Below are 23196 nucleotides of genomic sequence, written 5' to 3'. Positions count from 1 at the left end.
AATTTTTACAATATTTTATCATTTTTTTAAAATCAGTATTTTAAAAATTATTTACAAAGCTATATTATAATTTTAAAAATTTGACAAAAAAGCATTTTTTTGAATAAAATCTCTTATTCATTATTAAATACTACATTTTCTACATTTTAGAGGATATATGGAAAATACAAAAGAAAAAAAACAACATCAAAGAACACACATTCCAGTGGAAGGTTATAAAATAGAAGATTTAAAGTTGCTTGATCTAGAAAGCTTAGTTAAAATTGCCAATGAAGCAGAAATAGAAAATCCAAGAGAATTTAGAAGACAAGATCTTATTTTTGAAATTCTAAAAGCCCAAACCAAAAAAGGTGGTTTTATACTTTTTACAGGAATTTTAGAAATTTCACCTGAGGGTTATGGCTTTTTACGCGGAATGGATTCAAATTTAAGCGATAGTGTAAATGATGCTTATGTATCAAACTCACAAATTCGTAAATTCGCTCTTCGCGTGGGAGATATAGTTACCGGTCAAGTTAGAGAACCAAAAGACCAAGAAAAATACTATGCTTTGTTAAAAATAGAAGCGATTAATTATCTTCCTCTTAAAGAAGCTAGAGAAAGACCTTTATTTGACAATCTTACTCCAATTTTTCCAACACAAAAATTAAAATTAGAATATGATCCTTTAAAACTAACAGGTAGAATGCTTGACTTATTTGCCCCTATAGGAAAAGGCCAAAGAAGCTTAATCGTAGCACCTCCTAGAACTGGTAAAACAGAATTAATGAAAGAATTAGCAACTGCAATTGCTAAAAACCATCCTGAAGCTCATTTGATTGTACTTTTGGTAGATGAGCGTCCAGAAGAAGTTACAGATATGCAAAGATGTGTAAAAGGTGAAGTTTTTAGCTCTACTTTTGATTTACCAGCTTACAATCATGTAAGAGTAGCTGAACTTGTCATAGAAAAAGCAAAAAGGATGGTAGAAACTGGTAAAGATGTTGTAATATTGCTTGATAGTATTACAAGATTAGCAAGAGCTTATAATACTGCTACACCAAGTAGTGGTAAGGTTTTAAGCGGTGGGGTTGATGCAAATGCATTGCATAAACCAAAACGCTTTTTTGGAGCAGCAAGAAATATAGAAAATGGTGGCTCATTAACCATAATAGCAACAGCACTCATTGAAACTGGCTCAAGAATGGATGAGGTGATTTTTGAAGAATTCAAAGGTACAGGAAATAGTGAAATCGTTCTTGATAGAAATATTTCAGATAGAAGAATTTACCCTGCAATTAATATCATAAAATCAGGTACTAGAAAAGAAGAATTACTACAAGGTGTTGAAAAATTACAAAAAATTTGGGCTATTAGATCAGCTATTTCACAAATGGATGATATAGAAGCTTTAAAATTCTTATACTCTAAAATGCTAAAAACCAAAAGTAACGAAGAATTATTATCTATAATGAATGAGTAAAAATGCTTCAAGCACTTGCGATAAAATACAGACCAAAAACTTTTGATGAGCTTGTAGGTCAAAGCACTGTTTCTATAAGTTTAAAATATGCACTTGAGAACAATCGCTTAGCACATGCTTATTTGTTTTCAGGATTAAGAGGAAGTGGAAAAACATCAAGTGCTAGAATTTTTTCAAGAGCCTTAGTGTGTGAAAATGGACCAAATGCTAATCCTTGCGGAAAATGCTCTCAATGCGTATCTTCTTTAAATGGAAGCAATATTGACATCATAGAAATGGATGCGGCTAGCCATAGAAGCTTAGAAGATATACAAGAACTTATCGAGCAAGTCAAATACGCTCCATCTATGGCTAGATTTAAAATTTTTATCATAGATGAAGTGCATATGCTAACACCACAAGCTGCAAATGCACTTCTTAAAACACTAGAAGAACCTCCATCTTATGTTAAATTCATACTTGCAACAACAGATCCTTTAAAATTACCTGCCACAGTTCTTTCAAGAACTCAGCATTTTAGATTTAAACAAATTTCTCAACAAGAAATTTTAAAACATCTTGAATGGATATTAGAGCAAGAAAAAATTTCTTATGAAAAGGAAGCTTTAAAACTCATAGCAAGAAGTGGAAATGGCTCCTTAAGAGATACCCTAACCTTGTTAGATCAAGCTATAGTGTATTGTCAAAATCATATACAAACACAAAAAATCACCGCTATGCTAGGCTTTTTAGATCCTGCTAAAATTGAAGAATTTTATCAAGCTATTTTAGCAAATGAAAAAGATAAAGTTTTTGAGTTTTTAAAAGAATTTGAAGATTATGAGGCTAGTAATGTTATAGATGAAATGATATTTTTTTTAAAAGAAGCATTTTTTGCAAAAAATAATCTTTTTTCTATGTTAATTTATGAAAGATTTTTTAGAATTCTTTCGCGTGCTAAGACTATGTTAAATTCTAGTGATGATGATAGTTTTGTGCTTTGTGTTATGGCTTTCATGCTTATAGAAGCAACTTATCTAAAAAGCATCGATGAGGCTATTAAAGGCTCAAAGCAAGATAGCACGCCAAGTCCAAAACAACAAGAAATTCCTTCTATTCAACAAACCCTTAAAGAAGAAAAACTTAGTCCTTATGAAAATCTCTTAAAAGCAATATATAAAAGAGATTATGACTTAGCTGAAGTTTTCAAAAAAACCACGCAGTTTGTTTCTTTTGAAGATGATATTTTAAGTATTAGCTCACATGCTAAAGATGATGATAGAATGGTTTTAAACAATGGTTTTAAATTAATCAAAACATTACTTCATGAACTTTTTGGAGAAAAAACACAAATTAAAATCCAAAAAATAGAAACCATAGATACTCAAAAACTACAAGATATATTCAAAACTCCCATAAAACAAGAAGTAAAAAACACTCCAAATTTAAATGAGCATTTTGAAAATTTTAAAAAAGATGCTAAAAAATACGATCCTAAAGACGAAACCAAAGAAGCTCTTAACAAGCTCTTTGGTTCCCCAACTATACAAAGTTAAAAACTACCATTGATTGAAATATAAATTCTTCTTCCTTCTTCTATACGGTTATAAGTGTTTACCCAAACATCTTTATCATCTTTGTTTTTATAAGATTCCCAAGCATTTGTAAAACTTTTATCAAAAAGATTATAAATTGCTGCGTTAATACTCCACTTTTTATTGATATCATAACGCACACCCATAGAAGCTAAAAAGACATCTTGATAATATTCTCTATTAATATTTGTATCGCCCATATAACGATCTACTTGCCACTCGCCTTTTACCCATGGAGTAAATTTATTAAAGATATTATAACTTGCTTTTAGCATGATGTTGTGTTTTAAACTATCTTCCTCTGGCTTTCCTATCACAGCCTTATCTTGTGCATCTTTTACTTCACTATCAAGATAAGTATAAGCTAAATCTAAATTTAAATGATCTATAGGAGTAATCCCCGCTCCAAGCTCTATACCCTTATATTCAACCTTACCATGATTAATCGCTTGATAACAAGATTCAGCTTCACATTTTCCAATACTCGAAATCATACTATTTTTGCTAAATTTTTGACTAGAAATTTTATCTTTAAAATTTGTCAAAAACCCAGTGGCTGAAATATAAAACAAATCATTATTATAAACAGCAGCTAGTTCATAGTTAAGTGAAGTTTCTTCTTTTAAATTTGGATTTCCATACATAGGATATTTACCCTGTCCACTATAATTATAAGCCCCCGCTATCAATCTATTAGCATATGGAGTTCTAAAACCCGTTGAAACACCACCCTTTAAAGTAAGCTCGCTAGTAGGATTATAAACTAAATAAGCTCTTGGAGAAATATTATTTCCAAAAATTTCATGATGATTATATCTTGCACCAAAAGTAAATCTTAAATCATCTCTTATACTATACTCATCTTCTGCAAAAAGAGCTAATAAATACTGATCAAAATTCGTAGGATTAGCGATTTTATCTTGCATTTTTTCAAGTCTGTATTCACTACCTACGCTTAAAATATGACTTTGACCTAAGGGAATAACTGATTTTGTATCTACAATAATATCTTCAGCAACTATATCTCTATTGTGTCCTAAAAATGGCTGATTTACTTGGCCAACTACCTCGCGTCCATCATTACTTACACGGTTATACTGCAAGGTAGAAGTAATCAAAAAGTTTTCATATACACCCTCATGACTTAGATAAGTTACCAACTTATCCACTTGCATAGTGTCTGTATAACCACCTATCAAAGCACCAGTATCACCAGATGGTTTAGTCAGTGTTCCTAGTTGTCCTTTTTTATTATCATAATGATTTCTTGAAAAATCAATATCAAATATCAAAGTATTATAATCATCTACTAAATAATTTAACCGAGTTCCTAAATTAAAATTATTTGCTTTTGTAGGACTTTGAGCCTGATCACCTTGCACTCTTTGACCGCTCCCATTGCTAAATTCAACATTAGATTGATCCCTATAAAATTCTCTAAAACGCAAAGTAAGTCCCAAACGATCATTTATCAATGGACCACTTGAATATATACTTGTACCATAAGTATTACCCCATTCTTTATGTGCATTAAAAATACCATCTAAACTGACCGATGTTTCCCATTTATCGCTTACTTTTTTTGTAATGATATTTACAACACCACCTAAAGCTTCAGAACCATATAAAGTACTCATTGGCCCTTTGATTACTTCTATTCTTTCTATGCTAGAAATTGGAGGTAAAAATGAATTTGAAATTTCATTAAAACCATTAGGCCCTACTTCTCCACCTATCCCTTGACGGTGCCCATCGATTAAAATTAAAGTATATCCAGTAATACCTCTCATGGTGATATTATAAGATCCAGTTTTTCCCTTGCTAGCAAATAAATCCACACCAGGAATATCAGCAATAGCTTCGGCAACATCTCTATAAGGCTTACTTTCTAAATCTTTTTTGCTAATCACATTTATAGTAGCAGGGGCTTCTTTGATATCTTGAGAAAAACCCGAAGCACTTACTATGGAGCTATCCAATAAAACTTCTTGTGATAAAGCATTACAGACCCAAAAACTAGCAACACAAAACAATAAACAATGTTTTTTCATCATTTCCTTTCTTATAAATAAATTTTCAAAGTTGGAATATTATGATAATAATTATTAATTTAAAATTAATTTATTGTATCAATTATGATAATTATTATTAATAAAAAATTTAATTTTTAGCAATATAATCACAAAAAATTTTAAGATGAGGGTATGATGGAATTTTTAAAAACTTATATTGACTTAATTATATTCATTGTTTTAGGAATAATGGCATTTATTGCTATATGGTGTACTATAGAACGTATCTTGTTTTTTAGAAAAATTAAGCTAAATAATTATCAATGTCAAGAAAAATTTGATGATGCAATTAGTGAAAATCTCACTATGCTTTATATTATTTACACTAATGCTCCTTATGTAGGACTTTTAGGAACTGTAGTAGGGATTATGATTACATTTTACGACATGGGAGCAAGTGGAAATATTGATGTTAAATCTATTGTTATTGGTTTATCATTAGCTTTAAAGGCTACAGCATTAGGAATTTTAGTTGCCATTCCTTCTTTGATGGCTTATAATGGATTACTTAGAAAAATATCAACCTTGAGTAATGCATATCGCATTTTTAAGGATAAAAATGCTTAAATTACCAAAAAATGAAGGTTTAAATATTATTCCTTTTATAGATATAATACTTGTTTTACTAGCCATTGTTTTAAGTATATCCACTTTTATCGCACATGGTGAAATCAAAATCAATCTACCTCGAAGTGAAAATTCAAATTCCATAAGTGAAAATAAAGAAAAAATAAGCATCTTAATCGATAAAGAAAATAAATTTTATATCGATGGAAAAATAATCTCCTTGGAAGAAACAAAAGAAAAATTTGACACTATAGATTCTAAAACATTAGTAGAGTTAAAAAGTGATAAAGAAGCAAAATTTGAAAGTTTTATAAAAATTATTGATATTTTAAAAAATAAAAATCATGAAAATTTTCAAATTTTAACAGAACAAAAAAAATGAAAACATTCATAAACAATCATAAAAATCAATCCTTTTTTATCACTTTATTTCTCTTTTTGCCTTTATTTTTTGTTTTTATTTATACTAAGAGTTTTTTACATATACAGCATAGTGCTTCAAAAGAAGAAAAATTTAATATAGCTATAAAACAATTTTTACAAGATTCCCCTAAAGTAAAAACCAAACAGCCTAAACAAGAAAAAATAAAAAAGCCAGAACAAACAAAAGAAAAAGCTATTATGCAACCTAAAAAAACAAATACTTTAACCAATACCAATACAATAAATCAATTAAATGAAAAAATAAAACCTCAAAAAACTATAGCACAAGAAAAAAATACTCCAATAACTTCTCAAGAAAGCATATCTTTAACTAATAACAACGAATTTTTAAAAGAAGTCAAGCAAGCTATAGATGAAGTTTTAATCTATCCTAGACAAGCTAGAAAAATGCGAATGAGTGGTGAAATTTTAGTAGAATTCACATGGACTAAAGATAAAAATCTATTAAACTTAAAAATATTAAAACCATCAAAATATAAATTATTAAACGATAGTGCCTTAGAAACTATACGTATAGCATCTAAGAATTTTCCACAATATGAAAAAACTTTTCATATAAGAATACCATTAATATATAAAATAAACTAAGCAAAATTGCTTAGTTTGTCTTGATTAAATTATGTCCTTTGTAGATCCCATAAATTTTATAATCTCCATTTTTAAGCATTAAAACCACAGGATATTCTTCTTCATAACCTTGCTCCATCCCAGGACTTCCCTGAGGCATACCAGGAGCAGAAATACCTATAACATCCTCAGGTTTATTTTTCAAAAGCCAAGCAACTGCATCTTCAGGAACATGTCCTTCTATAGCATAACCATCAATTATGCCAGTATGGCAACTTTGATACATAGGCTGAATATTCATTTTTTCTTTTATTTTTAAAAAATCCTCGCTTTTGTGTATTTGCACTTTATAACCTTTATCTTTCATATGATCAGCCCAAAGATCACAACATCCACAAGTAGGACTTTCGTAAATATTTAATAATTTTTCATTAGCCAATAAAGTTGTAAAACCTAGCAATAAAGTTAAAAATAATTTTTTCATATATCCTCCAAAAAACAAAAAGATATGATACATTATAAAAATTAATATTTTTTATAAAACCTGTAATTTTTATTTGAAAATCTATCAAAATACAAAAAACACTCCTATTTCACTCACAAATACTTATTCTTTACTACAACTAAAACTCACCTATATACTAAATAAAACATTCAATGAATAATTTCAAACCAAATATATAAACTCTATTAAAAAAATTAAACCCAAATTTGTTATAAACATTTCAAATTTAAAACAACTAAATCCTCAAACCCAACCACCCAATAAGCCATTAAAACAATTCAATAGCCAACCACCCAAAAAACCAAAAGCTAAATCATTTAAAACTCATAAAATAAAAAGCTATAATCAATTAAGAGTCATAACACAAAGAAACACAATCTAAAAATTAAAACAAATTTAACAAACCGCTAAAGAACAAAAAATTTAGCAAACTAATAAAAAAGTCAACAAGCAATTAAAAATAAACTGCCAATAGATTATCAGAATAATTCAACATAGATTAAAAACCAATTTTAGAAACTATACTAAAAAATAAAAACCAAATTTATCAAATTTGTTATAAACATTTCAAATTTAAAACAACTAAATCCTCAAACCAATCCACCAAATAAGCCATTAAAACAATTCAATAACCAACAACACAAATCTAAAGCATAAAAAATAATACATAAAACTAAAAAAATTTAAAAATAAAATAGAATAAGTCAATAAATAACTAAACAACACATAACTAAATTTTATAAAATAATAAAAAATAACACTAAACACCCTATCTAATCAGCACAAATTAATTAAAAATTTTCACAATAAAAACACAAACAACTAAAAACTAGAAATTTAAAAACCATAGAAATAAATAAAACAACAAACCTAACAACCATAAAAATCTAAAAATAAAAAGCACTATAAATTAAACTATAAATTAAACTATAAATTAAACTATAAATTAAACTATAAATTAAACTATAAATTAAACTATAAATTAAACTATAAATTAAACTATAAATTATAAATAATTAAGAACTACAAGAAAGAAACACAAGAAATATAATCTAAAATAATAAAAAATATAAAAAATAATGTCACAAACAAAAATATCCAAAATAAAATAACCCAACTAAAACCCAAACTAAGCAAATAACTAAATTTTATAAAAACTAAAATAATAACTAACAATAAAAACAAACGTAAGATTATGTATAAAGTAAGAATAATAAGAATTAACAAGTCCGCAATGAGCTACTTTCCCCCTGCCAGTAAGGCGTAGTATCATCACCCACGATGTGCTTAGCTTCTTGGTTCGGGATGGGACAAGGCGTCTCCACATCTGTATAATCACGGACATTGTTATTTAAATATTCTTTTAAAAATTAAATTATAAAAATAATAAATTTAGATTATAAAATATCTTTATTTTATGTTTAAATATTTAATTAAACTAAATCACTTTATTATCTTTTTTAAGAATACTTAAAAAACAATGTTAAGAGCAAGTTCTAATATAAACTTTACTTGTAAGATTTTATAAGCTAATATAGTTTTCATATAAAAACACTCAAAGCTTTATTAAAAACCTTAACAAGGAAGTGATGCTTATAAAAAAGATAAGCCAAACGCTCTATTAGTACTGGTCAGCTAAAGGACTTTCATCCATTACACACCCAGCCTATCAAACTAGTAGTCTTCTAGAGAGCTTAGAGAAGATTCATCTTAGAGTTGGCTTCACGCTTAGATGCTTTCAGCGTTTATCCGTTCCAAACTTAGCTACGCTGCGATGCTCTTGGCAGAACAACAGCTACACCAGTGGTTTGTTCAACCCGGTCCTCTCGTACTAGGGTCAAATCTCTTCAATCTTCTTACGCCCACGGCAGATAGGGACCGAACTGTCTCACGACGTTCTGAACCCAGCTCGCGTACCGCTTTAAATGGCGAACAGCCATACCCTTGGGACCTGCTCCAGCCCCAGGATGCGATGAGCCGACATCGAGGTGCCAAACCTCCCCGTCGATGTGAGCTCTTGGGGGAGATCAGCCTGTTATCCCCGGGGTACCTTTTATCCTTTGAGCGATGGCCCTTCCACACAGAACCACCGGATCACTAAGACCGACTTTCGTCTCTGCTTGACTTGTATGTCTTGCAGTTAAGCTGGCTTATACCTTTATACTCTACGAACGATTTCCAACCGTTCTGAGCCAACCTTTGTAAGCCTCCGTTATTATTTGGGAGGCGACCGCCCCAGTCAAACTACCCACCAGACATTGTCCCACTTGAGGATAACTCAAGCTGGTTAGCTACCCAAATAAGAAAGAGTGGTATCTCAACAATGGCTCATAATAAACTGGCGTCTATTACTCAAAGCCTCCCACCTATCCTGCACATTCTTATCCAAATAGCAGTGTCAAGCTGTAGTAAAGGTCCACGGGGTCTTTCCGTCTTGCCGCGGGTAGGAGGAATTTTCACCTCCACTACAATTTCACTGGATCCCTCTTTGAGACAGCTCCCATCTCGTTACGCCATTCATGCAGGTCGGTATTTAACCGACAAGGAATTTCGCTACCTTAGGACCGTTATAGTTACGGCCGCCGTTTACTCGGGCTTCGATCAAGAGCTTCGCTAATGCTAACCCCATCAATTAACCTTCGAGCACCGGGCAGGCGTCACACCCTATACATCCTCTTACGAGTTAGCAGAGTGCTGTGTTTTTGGTAAACAGTCGGGAGGGACTCTTTGTTGTAAGTTTCTTTGCTTTCGAAGTAAATTCTAATACAAAGCGAACCACACCTTATACCGAAGATACGGTGCTATTTTGCAGAGTTCCTTAAAGAGAGTTCTTCCACGCGCCTTAGAATACTCATCCCACCCACCTGTGTCGGTTTACGGTACGGGCAACATTAGCTAAACTTAGAAACTTTTCTTGGCTCGACGGCATCAGCAATTCTCCTATCCATCCGAAGACTTCAAAGAGCCTTTAAGATCTCGGAGTATTCTTATACGGATTTGCCTGTATAAGCTCCTACATCCTTAGACTAGCACTTCCATCCGCTAGCTTGCTTAGCCCTAAGCGTCCTTCCATCGCACACTAATGTTGGTATTGGAATATTAACCAATTTGCCATCGTCTACCCCTTTCGGACTCGACTTAGGACCCGACTAACCCTACGATGACGAGCATCGCGTAGGAAACCTTGGGTTTACGGCGTTAATGATTCTCACATTAATTATCGCTACTCATGCCTGCATGCTCACTTCTATTCGCTCCAGCACTCCTTACCGGTATACCTTCGACGCAAATAGAACGCTCTCCTACCACTTAGTAAAACTAAGTCTATAGCTTCGGTGCTTACTTTAGCCCCGTTATATTTTCCGCGCAAAATCACTAGACCAGTGAGCTATTACGCTTTCTTTAAAGGATGGCTGCTTCTAAGCCAACCTCCTGGTTGTTTAAGTAACTTCACATCGTTTTCCACTTAAGTAAGACTTGGGGACCTTAGCTGATAGTCTGGGTTGTTTCCCTCTTGACGACGGATTTTATCACTCGCCGCCTGACTGCTGTGATTACATATAAGGTATTCGGAGTTTGATAGGGTTTGGTACATTGGTGTATGCCCTAGCCCATTCAGTGCTCTACCCCCTTATACTACGACACAACGCTATACCTAAATATATTTCGGAGAGAACCAGCTATCACGAAGTTTGATTGGCCTTTCACCCCTATCCACAAGTCATCCCGGGGCTTTTCAACGCCTATGGGTTCAGTCCTCCACTAGTTCTTACACTAGCTTCAACTTGCTCATGGATAGATCACTTCGTTTCGGGTCTGCAGCATCTGACTTAAGCGCCCTATTCAGACTCGCTTTCGCTACGGCTTCGCGTGTGCTTAACCTTGCCAGACACCACAACTCGCAGGCTCATTATGCAAAAGGCAGTCCATCACACTGTATTGCTACATAGTGCTCTGAATGATTGTAAGCAAATGGTTTCAGGTTCTATTTCACTCTGATCACCTCAGTTCTTTTCACCTTTCCCTCACGGTACTTGTGCACTATCGATCTGGTATTAGTATTTAGGGTTGGATCGTGGTCGACCCAGCTTCAGACAAAATTCCACGTGTTTCGCCCTACTCAGGATACTGCTAGCTAAAGTTTGGTTTTCGTATACGGGACTATCACCCTCTATGGCTACACTTTCCAGAGTGTTCTACTAACCTTACTTATTGCACATTACAGTCCTACAACCCCCAGTGCAAGCACTGGGTTTGCCCTCTTACGCTTTCGCTCGCCGCTACTGACGTAATCTCTATTGATTTCTTTTCCTGAGGGTACTAAGATGTTTCAATTCCCCTCGTTCGCTCCATTATGGTAGTATATATCTCTATATACTGGGTTGCCCCATTCGGAAATCTACGGATCAAAGCTTCTTGACAGCTCCCCGTAGCTTATCGCAGTCTAGTACGTCCTTCATCGCCTTTACCAGTCAAGGCATCCACCATTCGCTCTTAGTAGCTTACCTTTTTTACCTTTTATTCTAAAACGCATCACTTCCTTGTTAAAGTTTTTATAATAAAACCTTACTATCTCAAGACGGAAAGCATTTAAACACTTAATAACTAAATATAGCTAATAAGCTGTGAGTTTAAAACTTATCTTTAATCTTTAAAGACTAAAGCAAAGATAATAATAATTTTATTCTTTAACAAGTTCTGTAAAATTGTTTTTATTAAAACTTGCTTGTGACTCTTAACAATGATAATTCAAATAACTTTAAATAACTAATCTAATATATAAAATATTTTATTATTTATTTAATTTAGGTCTTAAAACCTAAAGTAAGTAAATTAATAATTAAAATATTTTTATTTATAAATATATTTAATATACTTACTTTAAGTTTTAAAACTTATATATTTATATTGCAAACAAATCTTTTTTATGGTGGGCCTAACAAGACTTGAACTTGTGACCTCACCCTTATCAGGGGTGCACTCTAACCAGCTGAGCTATAGGCCCTTAATAATGGTGGAGAATAGCGGGATCGAACCGCTGACCTCCTGCGTGCAAAGCAGGCGCTCTCCCAGCTGAGCTAATTCCCCATAAAGAACTTAAGAGAAAAAGTTCAACTAGTTAAAGCACGCAGTTCATAAAGCAACGTAGTACTTTATGAGAAAAGCTAAAAAAGCAAAGCAGTTTGCTTTTTCTTAACGCTTTTATGTGCAAAGCACACACTCTCCCAGCTGAGCTAATTCCCCAAAATTAGCTTTTTCATCAATCTTTGAAATCTAAACAAGGATGATTGAGTTTATTGAAGTAATAGTTGTGAGACTTATTACTTTAGTACTCTAGAAAGGAGGTGATCCAACCGCAGGTTCTCCTACGGTTACCTTGTTACGACTTCACCCCAGTCGCTGATTCCACTGTGGACGGTAACTAGTTTAGTATTCCGGCTTCGAGTGAAATCAACTCCCATGGTGTGACGGGCGGTGAGTACAAGACCCGGGAACGTATTCACCGTAGCATGGCTGATCTACGATTACTAGCGATTCCGGCTTCATGCTCTCGAGTTGCAGAGAACAATCCGAACTGGGACATATTTTATAGATTTGCTCCACCTCGCGGTATTGCGTCTCATTGTATATGCCATTGTAGCACGTGTGTCGCCCTGGGCATAAGGGCCATGATGACTTGACGTCGTCCACACCTTCCTCCTCCTTACGAAGGCAGTCTATTTAGAGTGCTCACCCGAAGTGTTAGCAACTAAATACGTGGGTTGCGCTCGTTGCGGGACTTAACCCAACATCTCACGACACGAGCTGACGACAGCCGTGCAGCACCTGTCTCTAAGTTCTAGCAAGCTAGCACCCTCATATCTCTATAAGGTTCTTAGGATATCAAGCCCAGGTAAGGTTCTTCGCGTATCTTCGAATTAAACCACATGCTCCACCGCTTGTGCGGGTCCCCGTCTATTCCTTTGAGTTTTAATCTTGCGACCGTACTCCCCAGGCGGTATGCTTAATGCGTTAGCTGCATTACTGAGATGACTAGCACCCCAACAACTAGCATACATCGTTTAGGGCGTGGACTACCAGGGTATCTAATCCTGTTTGCTCCCCACGCTTTCGCGCCTTAGCGTCAGTTAAGTTCCAGCAGATCGCCTTCGCAATGGGTATTCTTGGTGATATCTACGGATTTTACCCCTACACCACCAATTCCATCTGCCTCTCCCCCACTCTAGATTACCAGTTTCCCAAGCAGTTCAACGGTTAAGCCGTTGGATTTCACAAGAGACTTGATAATCCGCCTACGCGCCCTTTACGCCCAGTGATTCCGAGTAACGCTTGCACCCTCCGTATTACCGCGGCTGCTGGCACGGAGTTAGCCGGTGCTTATTCCTTAGGTACCGTCAGAATTCTTCCCTAAGAAAAGGAGTTTACGCTCCGAAAAGTGTCATCCTCCACGCGGCGTTGCTGCGTCAGGGTTTCCCCCATTGCGCAATATTCCCTACTGCTGCCTCCCGTAGGAGTCTGGACCGTGTCTCAGTTCCAGTGTGACTGATCATCCTCTCAGACCAGTTAAGCGTCATAGCCTTGGTGAGCCATTACCTCACCAACTAGCTGATACTATATAGTCTCATCCTACACCGAAAAACTTTCCCTACTCAACTTGTGTTAAGCAGGAGTATAGAGTATTAGCAGCCGTTTCCAACTGTTGTCCTCTTGTGTAGGGCAGATTAACTATACCTTACTCACCCGTGCGCCACTAATCCACAACTAGCAAGCTAGTCGCTTCATCGTTCGACTTGCATGTATTAGGCACGCCGCCAGCGTTCACTCTGAGCCAGGATCAAACTCTCCATAAAAAAATAATTGGATAAGTTTAATCTTTTTCTTCAAAGAAAAAGTTGATTGTGTAAGATTTAAAATAAATCTTTCTGGCTCAATCGATCACTTATTTAGATTTCAAAGATTGACTAATAAGATTTGATTAACAATATTAATAATTTAAAGAACAAATACTAAAAAATTAAGACAAAAAGTCTTAGCTTTTTAAAATCCTTTTGTTTAAAAAGGAAATGAAATTATAGCAATAAAAGCTTAAAGTTTTATTAATATAGATTGGGTATTTTAAAGAAATTTGTTTTAGGATGAGTTTAGATTTGTTATTATGTGTGGTGTTAATGTGTAAATTTATGATTGAAAAAAAAAAGGGGGGGGGAGTGAAGAATGGGGAAAAATAGTGCGATATGAGTTATTATAAAATATGGATAATTTGTATCGAATATAAATAAAACAATATCTTAAATAAGCAATAAATGAGAATACAAAAAGAGAAAACTAACAATTAAAGATAAAACTATGATTTAATACATAAAGATAATAAATAGTTTATCTTTTTTGTTTATTAAGAAGATTTACACTTAATAAAACAATAAAACTAAAAATTAAAAGTATAAGACTATAAATATGGGCTGTGGCAAAATCTAAATTTTCCATACTTTCATATATAGCAATACTAGCTACTTTTGTTTCTCCGCTTAATGAACCGCCTATCATTAATACTATGCCAAATTCACCCATGGTATGTGCGAAACTTATTACTAAAGCACTTAATATAGCTGGTTTGATACTAGGTAAGATTACTTTTAAAAGTGTAATGAAAGAATTTTTTCCCAAAGAAAAACTAGCTTCTATAATATTTTTAGAAATCATAGACATTGCATTATATAAAGGATTAAACATAAAAGGTAAAGAATAAATACAACTTGCTATCACCAAACCTTCAAAAGTAAAAGCTAAAGTGATGTTAAAGCATTTTTCTAAAAAATTTCCAAAAAAAGAGTATTTTGAAAATAAAATCAACAAGTAAAAACCGACAACAGATGGTGGTAAAACTAAAGGTAAGGTTATTATAGTTTCTAAAATTTTTTTTGCTCTAAATTGCTTAAAAGTAAAAACCCAAGCAAGAGGTATGCAAAAACAAAACAAAATTATACAAGTGATAATAGAAAGCTTTATGGAAACTAAAAAAGGTGTCCAATCTATACCTAATAATAATTGTGTCATTATTAAAACTTTCTCAAGTCAAAAAAGACTTGAGATTATTTTCCTAAACTTGGAGTCATTTCTATGATTTTCCAAGGAAGTCCTTGAGTGTTTAACTCATCCATAAATGCTTTAGCATCAAATTCTTCCATGTTAAATACACCTTGTCCTTGCCAAATACCCTTAGCTATTAATTTTGTTCCTATCATAGCTGGAACTCCTGTTGTATAACTTACTGCTTGAGCACCTGTTTCTTTAAAACATTCTTCATGATTGCAAACATTGTAAATATAAACTTGCTTATCTTTTCCATCTTTTACACCACGAATCACACAGCCTATATTGGTATAACCTTTAGTGCGAGGACCCAAACTAGCAGGATCAGGAAGCAATGTTTTTAAAAATTCTATAGGAATTATTTCTACACCTTTATGCATAACAGGTTTGATACCAAGCATTCCTACATTTTCCAAACATTTCATATGTGTTAGATAGCTTTGTCCAAAAGTCATAAAAAATCTTATTCTTTTTAAACCTTTTATATTTTTTACTAAACTTTCAAGTTCTTCATGATATAGCAAATAACTATCTTTTACTCCAACTTCAGGATAATCCCATTCCATTTTTATTTGCATAGGATCAGTTTCTATCCATTTTCCATTTTCCCAATAACGCCCTTTTGCAGATACTTCTCTTAAATTTATTTCAGGATTAAAATTTGTTGCAAAAGCATATCCATGATCTCCAGCATTGCAATCTAATATATCTATATAATGAATTTCATCAAATAAATTTTGTTGAGCATAAGCGCAAAATACATTAGTCACACCAGGATCAAATCCACTTCCTAAAAGCCCTAAAATTCCAGCTTGTTTAAATTTTTCATTTCTTGCCCATTGTTCTTTATATTCAAATTTTGCTAAATCAGGATGTTCATAATTTGCAGTATCTACATAGTGGATGTTAGTTTGAATACATGCATCCATTAAAGTAAGATCTTGATAAGGTAAAGCCACATTTAATAAAATTTCAGCTCCTGTTTTTTTGATAAGTTCTACAACAGCAGCAGTGTCATCTGCATCTATTTGAGCTGTTTGAATTTCTATATTTAAACGATCTTTTATAAATTTAGCTATTTCATCACATTTACTTTTAGTTCTACTTGCTAGAGTTATTTTGCTAAAAACATCACTATTCATTGCACATTTTACAGTAGCAACGCGACTTACACCGCCAGCTCCTATAATTAAAAGATTTTTCATTATTTTTCCTTAAATTTTTTAGAAAATTGTAACAAAAAAACTTTATAAAGCATTGAAATAAAAAACAAAAAATAATTTTTATAATGTTTTTTTAAACCAAAAAAAGTAAAATGATAGTTTTTTAAATTTTTCAAGGACACTTATGAATTTACAAAGTGTGGAACTTTCTTATCCTATTGTTATTACTTTTATTACCTATGCATTTTTAATGCTTTTTATAGGTTTGTATTTTTATAAAAAAAATCAAAACAGTAAAGATTATTTTGTTGGTAATGCTTCCATGGGGCCTGTAATATCTGCCTTAAGCGCAGGTGCTTCTGATATGAGTAGTTGGCTTTTAATGGCTTTTCCTGGTGCTTTATATGCAGCAGGGCTTGGGCAAATTTATATAGCCATAGGTTTAAGTTTTGGTATGTTTTTAAACTGGACTTTTGTTGCTAAAAGATTAAAGATTTTTTCTCAAATAGCCAAAGAATGTATTACAATTCCTGATTTTTTTGAAAGTCGCTTTCATGATGATAAGCATATTTTAAGAAGTATTTGCGCAGTAGTTATTTTGGTATTTTTTACTATTTACATTAGCGCTGGATTAGTAAGTGGTGCTAAACTTTTTGAAAGTGTATTTGATTTGCCTTATATTTTTGCTTTGAGTATTGGATTTTTAGTTATTGTTTTATATACTTTTTTAGGTGGCTATAAAGCTGTATGCTGGACTGATATGATACAAGGACTTTTGATGATGAGTTCATTAATTATCATTCCTTTTGTGATGATTTTTGAACTTGGTGGTTTTGGCGAAGCCTTTTCTACTATAAATGATGTAAAACCTCAAGCCTTTGGCTTAGACGGTGGTGGTTGGCTAGTTGTAGTATCAACCCTAGCATGGGGGCTTGGTTATTTTGGCCAACCTCACATTTTAATTCGCTTTATCTCTATAAAAAATGTAAAAGAAATTCCTACTGCAACTTTTATAGGCATAACTTGGATGGTAATTTCTTTATTTGGTGCTGCTATGATAGGATTTTTAGGTATTGCTTATATAGCTAAATTTAATCTTACTTTAAATGATCCTGAAAGAATTTTTATTGTGATGTCTCAAGTGCTTTTTAATCCTTGGGTAGCAGGAATTTTACTCAGCGCAATTTTAGCAGCTATTATGAGTACTGCAAGTTCTCAACTACTGGTGTGCGCTTCTAGTTTGGTGCAAGATTTTTATACACAAATCTTAAAAAGAAAAACAAATGATAAAAATATTACTTTATTATCGCGTCTAGGTGTTTTAGCTGTTGCTTGCGTAGCTTTTATACTTTCACTTGATACTCAAAGTCAAATTTTAAGTATAGTTTCTTACGCTTGGGCTGGTTTTGGTGCTAGTTTTGGAAGTGTTATTTTATTTTCTTTATTTTATAAAAACATGAGCAAAGAAGGCGCAGTAGCTGGAATGGTTAGTGGGGCTTTAACTGTTATATTTTATAAACATTTTGGTTCAAATTTTATAGCAATTTATGAAATCATTCCTGGATTTTTAGTTGCAAGTTGTTTTATTGTAATTTTTAGTATAATTTTTAAAGCAAAAAAACATACAATAAAACATTATGAAAAAATGTTAAAAGAAATTTAAATGTTTAAATCTTTTTTTTATTCAAAAAAATGGGCGTTGTGGGCTTATATAGGTTTGTTTTTTTTGCTAGCTTCTTTACTCGCTCAAACTTCCATCAATGTTGCAATAAATGAATGGTATAAAGAATTTTATGATGTTTTACAAGATGCGAAAAATCACAGCATAGATGACTTTTATCATTTTATTAAACAATTTTTATATTTAGCATTGCCTTATGTATTAATCGCTACTATCACACAGTATTTTGGAAGTATTTATGCCTTTAAATGGCGTGAAGCTATGACTTTTGATTATATTAAATTTTGGCAAAAAAAAGATGATAACATAGAAGGTAGTTCACAAAGAATCCAAGAAGATATTTATAATTTTTCAAAAATCATAGAAAGCTTAGGATTGGCTTTTGTTAAGGCAATTATGACTTTAATTGCTTTTGTTCCGATTTTGTGGATGTTAAGTGCGCATGTTAATTTACCTATCTTAAAAGACATTAATGGCTCTTTAGTATGGATTGCATTTTTGGTTTCTTTAGGAGGTTTAGTTATATCATGGTTTGTAGGTATAAAACTACCTGGACTAGAATATAACAATCAAAAAGCCGAAGCTGCTTTTAGAAAAGAACTTGTTTTTGCTGAAGATGATAGAAAAAATTATGCGAGTGATGAAAGTATTTTAAGTTTATTTACTGGACTTAAAATCAATTATAAAAGATTATTTTTGCATTATGGATATTTTAATATATGGCTTTATTTATTTGAGCAAATCATGGTTATAGTGCCTTTTTTAATCATGGCTCCAAGCTTATTTTTAGGACTTATACAACTTGGAATTATCATACAAGTTGGCAATGCTTTTGATCAAGTTAGATCATCATTTAGTATTTTTATCACCAATTGGACAACTATTACTCAATTGCGTAGCATTTATAAACGTTTAGATGAATTTGAAAAAAATATTGAATATAGAAAACATAAATTAATTTAAAATATGTCATTTATTTTAAGCTAATTTTATAGTTTTGATTTGATATAATTTTGCAAAAATTTTATTAAAGGAGTTTTTTTGGACCCCAGTCAATCTTTAGACTTAAATCAAACATTACCCGCTGTTGCCTCAATTGATGTAGGCTATTCTACTTTTATGATTCTTATTGCATTAGCTTTAGTGCTTTTAAATGGATTTTTTGTTTTATCTGAATTTGCTATTGTTAAAGTACGTAGATCAAAACTTGAAGAAATGGTAAAAGAAAAAAAACATAATGCAAAAAAAGCTTTAGAAGTAACCTCAAAACTAGATACTTATTTAAGTGCTTGCCAACTTGGTATTACGCTAAGCTCTCTTGCTCTTGGTTGGATAGGCGAGCCTGCTATTGCTAAAATTCTTGAAGTTCCTTTGGCAAATTTAGGCTTAGCTCCGACATTAATTCATACCATAGCATTTATTATCGCTTTTGCTATTATCACATTGTTACATGTTGTATTAGGTGAGTTAGTTCCAAAGAGTGTTGCTATAGCTATTGCGGATAAAGCTGTTTTATGGGTCGCAAGACCATTGCATTTATTTTGGTTGCTTTTCTTACCTTTTATCAAAACATTTGACTTATTAGCTGCAATTTCTTTAAAAGTTATAGGTATTAAACCTGCTAAAGAACATGAATTAAGCCACTCTGAAGAAGAAATTAAATTTATTGCAAGTGAAAGCCAAAAAGGCGGGGTTTTGGATGAGTTTGAAACTGAAATCATACGCAATGCTGTTGATTTTTCAGATACAGTAGCAAAAGAAATCATGACACCTAGAAAAGATATGATATGCCTTAACAAACAAAAAAGCTATGAAGAAAATATGCAAATAGTTTGTCAGTACAAACACACACGCTTTCCATATATAGATGGTTCTAAAGATATCATTTTGGGTATGGTACACATTAGAGATATCATGCAAAATGAACTTAGTAAAGATAAGAAAAATTTAGATGATTTTTTAATCAAAATGATCTTAGTTCCAGAAAATATCAGCATATCTAAAGTTCTTTTTATGATGAATAAAGAACAAGTACACACAGCATTAGTAGTGGATGAATATGGTGGTACAGCCGGTCTTTTAACTATGGAAGATATTATGGAAGAAATCGTTGGAGATATTAACGATGAACATGATGATTCTAGTCCACATTTTAAAAAACTTGCAGAAAACATTTATGAATTTCAAGGAAGATATGAAATTAATGAAGTAGAAGAAATGCTTGATATACGCTTTAATGAAGAGCTAGAGCAAGTCACCATAGGTGGGTATGTTTTCAATCTCTTAGGCCGCTTACCGGTTGTTGGAGATAGAATAGAAGATGAATTCTGCTACTACGAAGTCAAAAAGATGGATGGAAATAGTATAGAACGCATTAAAGTTGTACGTAAAAATACCGATGAAGAAGAGTGACAAACTCTTCTTTTTACTCTCATACAGACAGTTCTCAATCTTATCCATTCTAACCTACAAGAAATATATACAACTACGTGATGAAATCAATCAATTTATGCAAGAACACAAAAGCATTATGATATCTTCTTTAAATTTAAACAATCAAACCATATGCTCATACGCGCCTATTATAAAAATTAAAAATGACTTTTATATTTATATTAGTGAAATTTCTGAACATTTGAAAGAGTTAAACACAATAATAAAAACATAGAAATTATGTTTATAGAAGATGAAAAAGATTATATGCCAATCTTTGCAAGAAAAAGACTTAAATTTAGAGTAGAGAGTGTAGAAATAACGAGAGATAATCAACTCTTTGAGCAAGTATTAAATACTTATCAATAAAGAAATAATCCAAGTCGTTAAAAATATGAAAGATTTTCACTTATTTCAGCTGATACTAAAAAATAGAAGATATGTTAAAGGTTTTGCAAAAGCATATGAAATTAACGAAGGAGTAATTAATTTAATTAATTCAAAAGGGCATAAATAATTCAAGATGAGCTTTTTACCCATCTTGATAGATTAACCATTTCTTTTTTTGATAATTTCTTCAGAAACGTTTTTTGGAACTTCATCATAGTGATCAAATTCCATAGAATAAGTAGCACGGCCTTGAGTTTGACTTCTAAGATCAGTTGAGTAACCAAACATCTCAGCCAAAGGACAAAATGCTGTAATAATTTTATTACCACCCCTTTCATCCATTGAATTTACTTGACCACGACGTTTATTTAAATCTCCAATAACATCACCCATATATTCTTCTGGAGTTTCAACTTCAACTTTCATCATAGGTTCTAAGATTACAGCACCTGCTTTTCTAGCACCTTCTTTAAAGCCCATAGAAGCAGCAAGTTTAAATGCCATTTCAGAAGAATCCACTTCATGGTAACTTCCATCATAAACAGTTACTTTAACATCTTCAACTGGATATCCTGCTAAAACACCATTTTGTAATGCCTCTTGTACACCTTTATCAACAGCTGGTATATATTCTTTAGGAATTACCCCACCTTTAATATCATTTACAAATTCATATCCACTACCTGGCTCAAGCGGTTCAAGTCTTAAGAACACATGACCATATTGACCACGACCACCTGATTGTTTAGCGTATTTATATTCTTGTTCAACTGTTTTTCTAATAGTTTCACGGTAAGCAACTTGAGGTTGGCCAACTTCAGCTTCAACTTTAAATTCTCTAAGCATACGATCAACAATAATTTCTAAGTGAAGCTCACCCATACCAGAAATGATAGTTTGACCACTTTCTTCATCTGTAGAGACTCTAAAGCTAGGATCTTCTTGTGCTAATTTATTTAAAGCAATAGACATTTTTTCTTGATCAGCTTTTGTTTTAGGTTCAACAGCAACAGAAATAACAGGATCTGGAAAATCCATTCTTTCTAATATAACTTTATCTTTTTCACTTGCTAAAGTATCTCCAGTTAATGTATCTTTAAGACCAACAACTGCTCCAATCTCTCCAGCATATAAAGTTTTAATTTCTTCTCTTTTATTAGAATGCATTTTCAAAAGACGACCAATTCTTTCTTTTTTATCTTTTGTTGAGTTATATGCATAAGATCCACTTTCCAAACTTCCTCTATATACACGAACGAAAGTTAATTGTCCAACAAAAGGATCGGTCATAATTTTAAATGCAAGAGCTGCAAATTCACCATCATCTGTTGATTTTACAGAAACTTCAGTTCCATCTTCATATTCACCTTTTATATTAGCAACTTCATCAGGAGCTGGTAAATACGCAACAACTGCATCAAGCAATGGTTGAACACCTTTGTTTTTAAATGCAGTTCCACAAAGCATAGGAACCATAGAAAGACTTAAACATCCTGCTTTAATACCTGCTTTGATTTCATCTTGTGTAAGTTCTTCGCCGCCTAAATATTTTTCCATTAATTCATCAGATGTTTCAGAAACTGCTTCTATCATTTTTATACGATATTCTTCAGCTTTTTCTTTTAATTCTGCTGGAATTTCTTTTTCTACATAATCAGTTGGTTTGCTCTCATCTTCCCATACTAAAGCTTTCATGGTAATAAGATCAATTACACCTTTGAAATTATCTTCAGCACCAATTGGAATTTGAAGTGGAACTGGATTTCCTTTTAAGCGATTTTTAATTTGCTCTTCAACATTAAAGAAATTTGCACCAATTCTATCCATTTTATTAACAAAAACTATTCTTGGAACACCATATTTATTAGCTTGTCTCCAAACAGTTTCTGATTGTGGTTGAACCCCACCCACTGAACAAAAAACAGCAACAGCACCATCTAAAACACGCATTGATCTTTCAACTTCGATTGTAAAATCAACGTGGCCTGGAGTGTCTATAAGGTTGATTTGATGATTTTTCCAAAAACAAGTAGTAGCAGCAGAAGTAATAGTAATACCTCTTTCTTTTTCTTGTTCCATCCAGTCCATTGTAGCTGCACCATCATGCACCTCACCAATCTTATGACTCATACCTGTAAAGAAAAGAATTCTTTCACTAGTAGTTGTTTTACCTGCATCAATATGAGCAGCAATACCTATGTTTCTAACTCTTTTTAGAGGAGTAGTTCTTGACATACCTTACTCCTC

At 32.6% G+C, this 23196-nt stretch carries 14 protein-coding genes, 2 tRNA genes and 3 rRNA genes; 9 read left to right on the top strand and 10 right to left on the bottom strand.

Going from position 1 to position 23196, the window contains the following annotated elements; genetic code table 11:
* Nucleotides 1–157 precede the first annotated feature (157 nt).
* Complete coding sequence (gene rho, locus CLLT_RS02375; protein WP_012661202.1) at nt 158–1462, top strand: transcription termination factor Rho; 1305 nt, start codon at nt 158–160, stop codon at nt 1460–1462.
* A 2-nt stretch (nt 1463–1464) separates the two neighbouring features.
* Entirely contained in the window at nt 1465–2997 is a 1533-nt protein-coding gene (locus CLLT_RS02370) for a DNA polymerase III subunit gamma/tau (RefSeq protein ID WP_074692962.1), read from the top strand.
* Here the strand turns inward: CLLT_RS02370 and cfrA are convergent.
* Entirely contained in the window at nt 2994–5087 is a 2094-nt protein-coding gene (cfrA, locus tag CLLT_RS02365; protein WP_074692964.1) for a TonB-dependent ferric enterobactin receptor CfrA, read from the bottom strand. The two genes, CLLT_RS02370 and cfrA, sit on opposite strands and share 4 nt — an antisense overlap.
* Nucleotides 5088–5243: 156 nt before the next feature.
* On the opposite strand from cfrA, the gene exbB reads away from it, so the two are divergent.
* The 3 genes from exbB to CLLT_RS02350 are packed head-to-tail and all read left to right on the top strand — an operon-like array spanning nt 5244 to nt 6707.
* The gene (exbB, locus tag CLLT_RS02360) at nt 5244–5675 is read left to right on the top strand and encodes a TonB-system energizer ExbB (protein ID WP_012661199.1); all 432 of its coding nucleotides are present in this window, start codon (nt 5244–5246) and stop codon (nt 5673–5675) included.
* Nucleotides 5668–6057 (top strand): TonB system transport protein ExbD, encoded by a 390-nt coding sequence (gene exbD, locus CLLT_RS02355; protein WP_074692966.1) that lies wholly within the window; start codon nt 5668–5670, stop codon nt 6055–6057. The genes exbB and exbD overlap by 8 nt, the downstream gene beginning before the upstream one ends.
* The gene (locus tag CLLT_RS02350; RefSeq protein WP_074692967.1) at nt 6054–6707 is read left to right on the top strand and encodes an energy transducer TonB family protein; all 654 of its coding nucleotides are present in this window, start codon (nt 6054–6056) and stop codon (nt 6705–6707) included. Before exbD ends, CLLT_RS02350 begins: the two co-directional genes overlap by 4 nt.
* A 10-nt stretch (nt 6708–6717) precedes the next feature.
* Here CLLT_RS02350 and CLLT_RS02345 read toward each other — a convergent pair whose 3' ends face one another.
* The 8 genes from CLLT_RS02345 to CLLT_RS02310 all read right to left on the bottom strand — a co-directional run bounded on the left by CLLT_RS02345 (nt 6718) and on the right by CLLT_RS02310 (nt 16487).
* Nucleotides 6718–7170, bottom strand: a complete 453-nt coding sequence (locus CLLT_RS02345) for a DUF411 domain-containing protein (protein WP_074692969.1) — start codon at nt 7168–7170, stop codon at nt 6718–6720.
* A 1247-nt stretch (nt 7171–8417) separates the two neighbouring features.
* A 5S ribosomal RNA gene (rrf, locus tag CLLT_RS02340) occupies nt 8418–8534 on the bottom strand.
* A 257-nt stretch (nt 8535–8791) separates the two neighbouring features.
* Nucleotides 8792–11699 (bottom strand): 23S ribosomal RNA (locus CLLT_RS02335).
* A gap of 420 nt (nt 11700–12119) precedes the next feature.
* Nucleotides 12120–12196: transfer RNA gene (locus CLLT_RS02330), tRNA-Ile, on the bottom strand.
* Nucleotides 12197–12203: 7 nt separating this feature from the next.
* Nucleotides 12204–12279: transfer RNA gene (locus tag CLLT_RS02325), tRNA-Ala, on the bottom strand.
* 250 nt (nt 12280–12529) lie between these two features.
* Nucleotides 12530–14042: ribosomal RNA gene (locus tag CLLT_RS02320) — 16S ribosomal RNA — on the bottom strand.
* The 16S, 23S and 5S rRNA genes sit together here with 2 tRNA genes alongside, the layout of an rRNA operon.
* 526 nt (nt 14043–14568) lie before the next feature.
* Complete coding sequence (gene modB, locus CLLT_RS02315; RefSeq protein ID WP_012661195.1) at nt 14569–15246, bottom strand: molybdate ABC transporter permease subunit; 678 nt, start codon at nt 15244–15246, stop codon at nt 14569–14571.
* 35 nt (nt 15247–15281) lie between these two features.
* Nucleotides 15282–16487 (bottom strand): saccharopine dehydrogenase family protein, encoded by a 1206-nt coding sequence (locus CLLT_RS02310; RefSeq protein ID WP_012661194.1) that lies wholly within the window; start codon nt 16485–16487, stop codon nt 15282–15284.
* 142 nt (nt 16488–16629) lie between these two features.
* Here CLLT_RS02310 and putP point away from each other — a divergent pair, with 142 nt between their 5' ends.
* The 4 genes from putP to CLLT_RS07905 all read left to right on the top strand — a co-directional run bounded on the left by putP (nt 16630) and on the right by CLLT_RS07905 (nt 20928).
* Nucleotides 16630–18108, top strand: coding sequence for a sodium/proline symporter PutP (gene putP / locus CLLT_RS02305; RefSeq protein WP_074692994.1), 1479 nt, complete (start codon nt 16630–16632; stop codon nt 18106–18108).
* Nucleotides 18109–19089: a putative transporter gene (locus CLLT_RS02300; RefSeq protein ID WP_012661192.1), complete on the top strand. Its 981-nt coding sequence runs from the start codon at nt 18109–18111 to the stop codon at nt 19087–19089. It abuts the gene before it with no gap.
* A gap of 78 nt (nt 19090–19167) precedes the next feature.
* Nucleotides 19168–20538 carry a hemolysin family protein gene (locus tag CLLT_RS02295; RefSeq protein ID WP_074692992.1) on the top strand — a complete coding sequence of 457 codons (1371 nt, stop codon included), beginning with the start codon at nt 19168–19170 and terminating at the stop codon, nt 20536–20538.
* Nucleotides 20539–20799: 261 nt separating this feature from the next.
* Nucleotides 20800–20928 (top strand): hypothetical protein, encoded by a 129-nt coding sequence (locus CLLT_RS07905; RefSeq protein ID WP_255198378.1) that lies wholly within the window; start codon nt 20800–20802, stop codon nt 20926–20928.
* A gap of 180 nt (nt 20929–21108) precedes the next feature.
* On the opposite strand, the gene fusA is transcribed toward CLLT_RS07905, so the two are convergent.
* Complete coding sequence (gene fusA / locus CLLT_RS02290) at nt 21109–23184, bottom strand: elongation factor G (protein ID WP_070256354.1); 2076 nt, start codon at nt 23182–23184, stop codon at nt 21109–21111.
* Between the last annotated feature and the right edge of the window lie 12 nt (nt 23185–23196).

Origin of the sequence: Campylobacter lari subsp. lari (assembly GCF_013372185.1) — a bacterium.
Classification (GTDB): Bacteria; Campylobacterota; Campylobacteria; order Campylobacterales; family Campylobacteraceae; genus Campylobacter_D; species Campylobacter_D lari.
The sequence above is the reverse complement of the archived record's forward strand: the minus strand, read 5'-3'. Positions and strand labels throughout refer to the sequence as shown.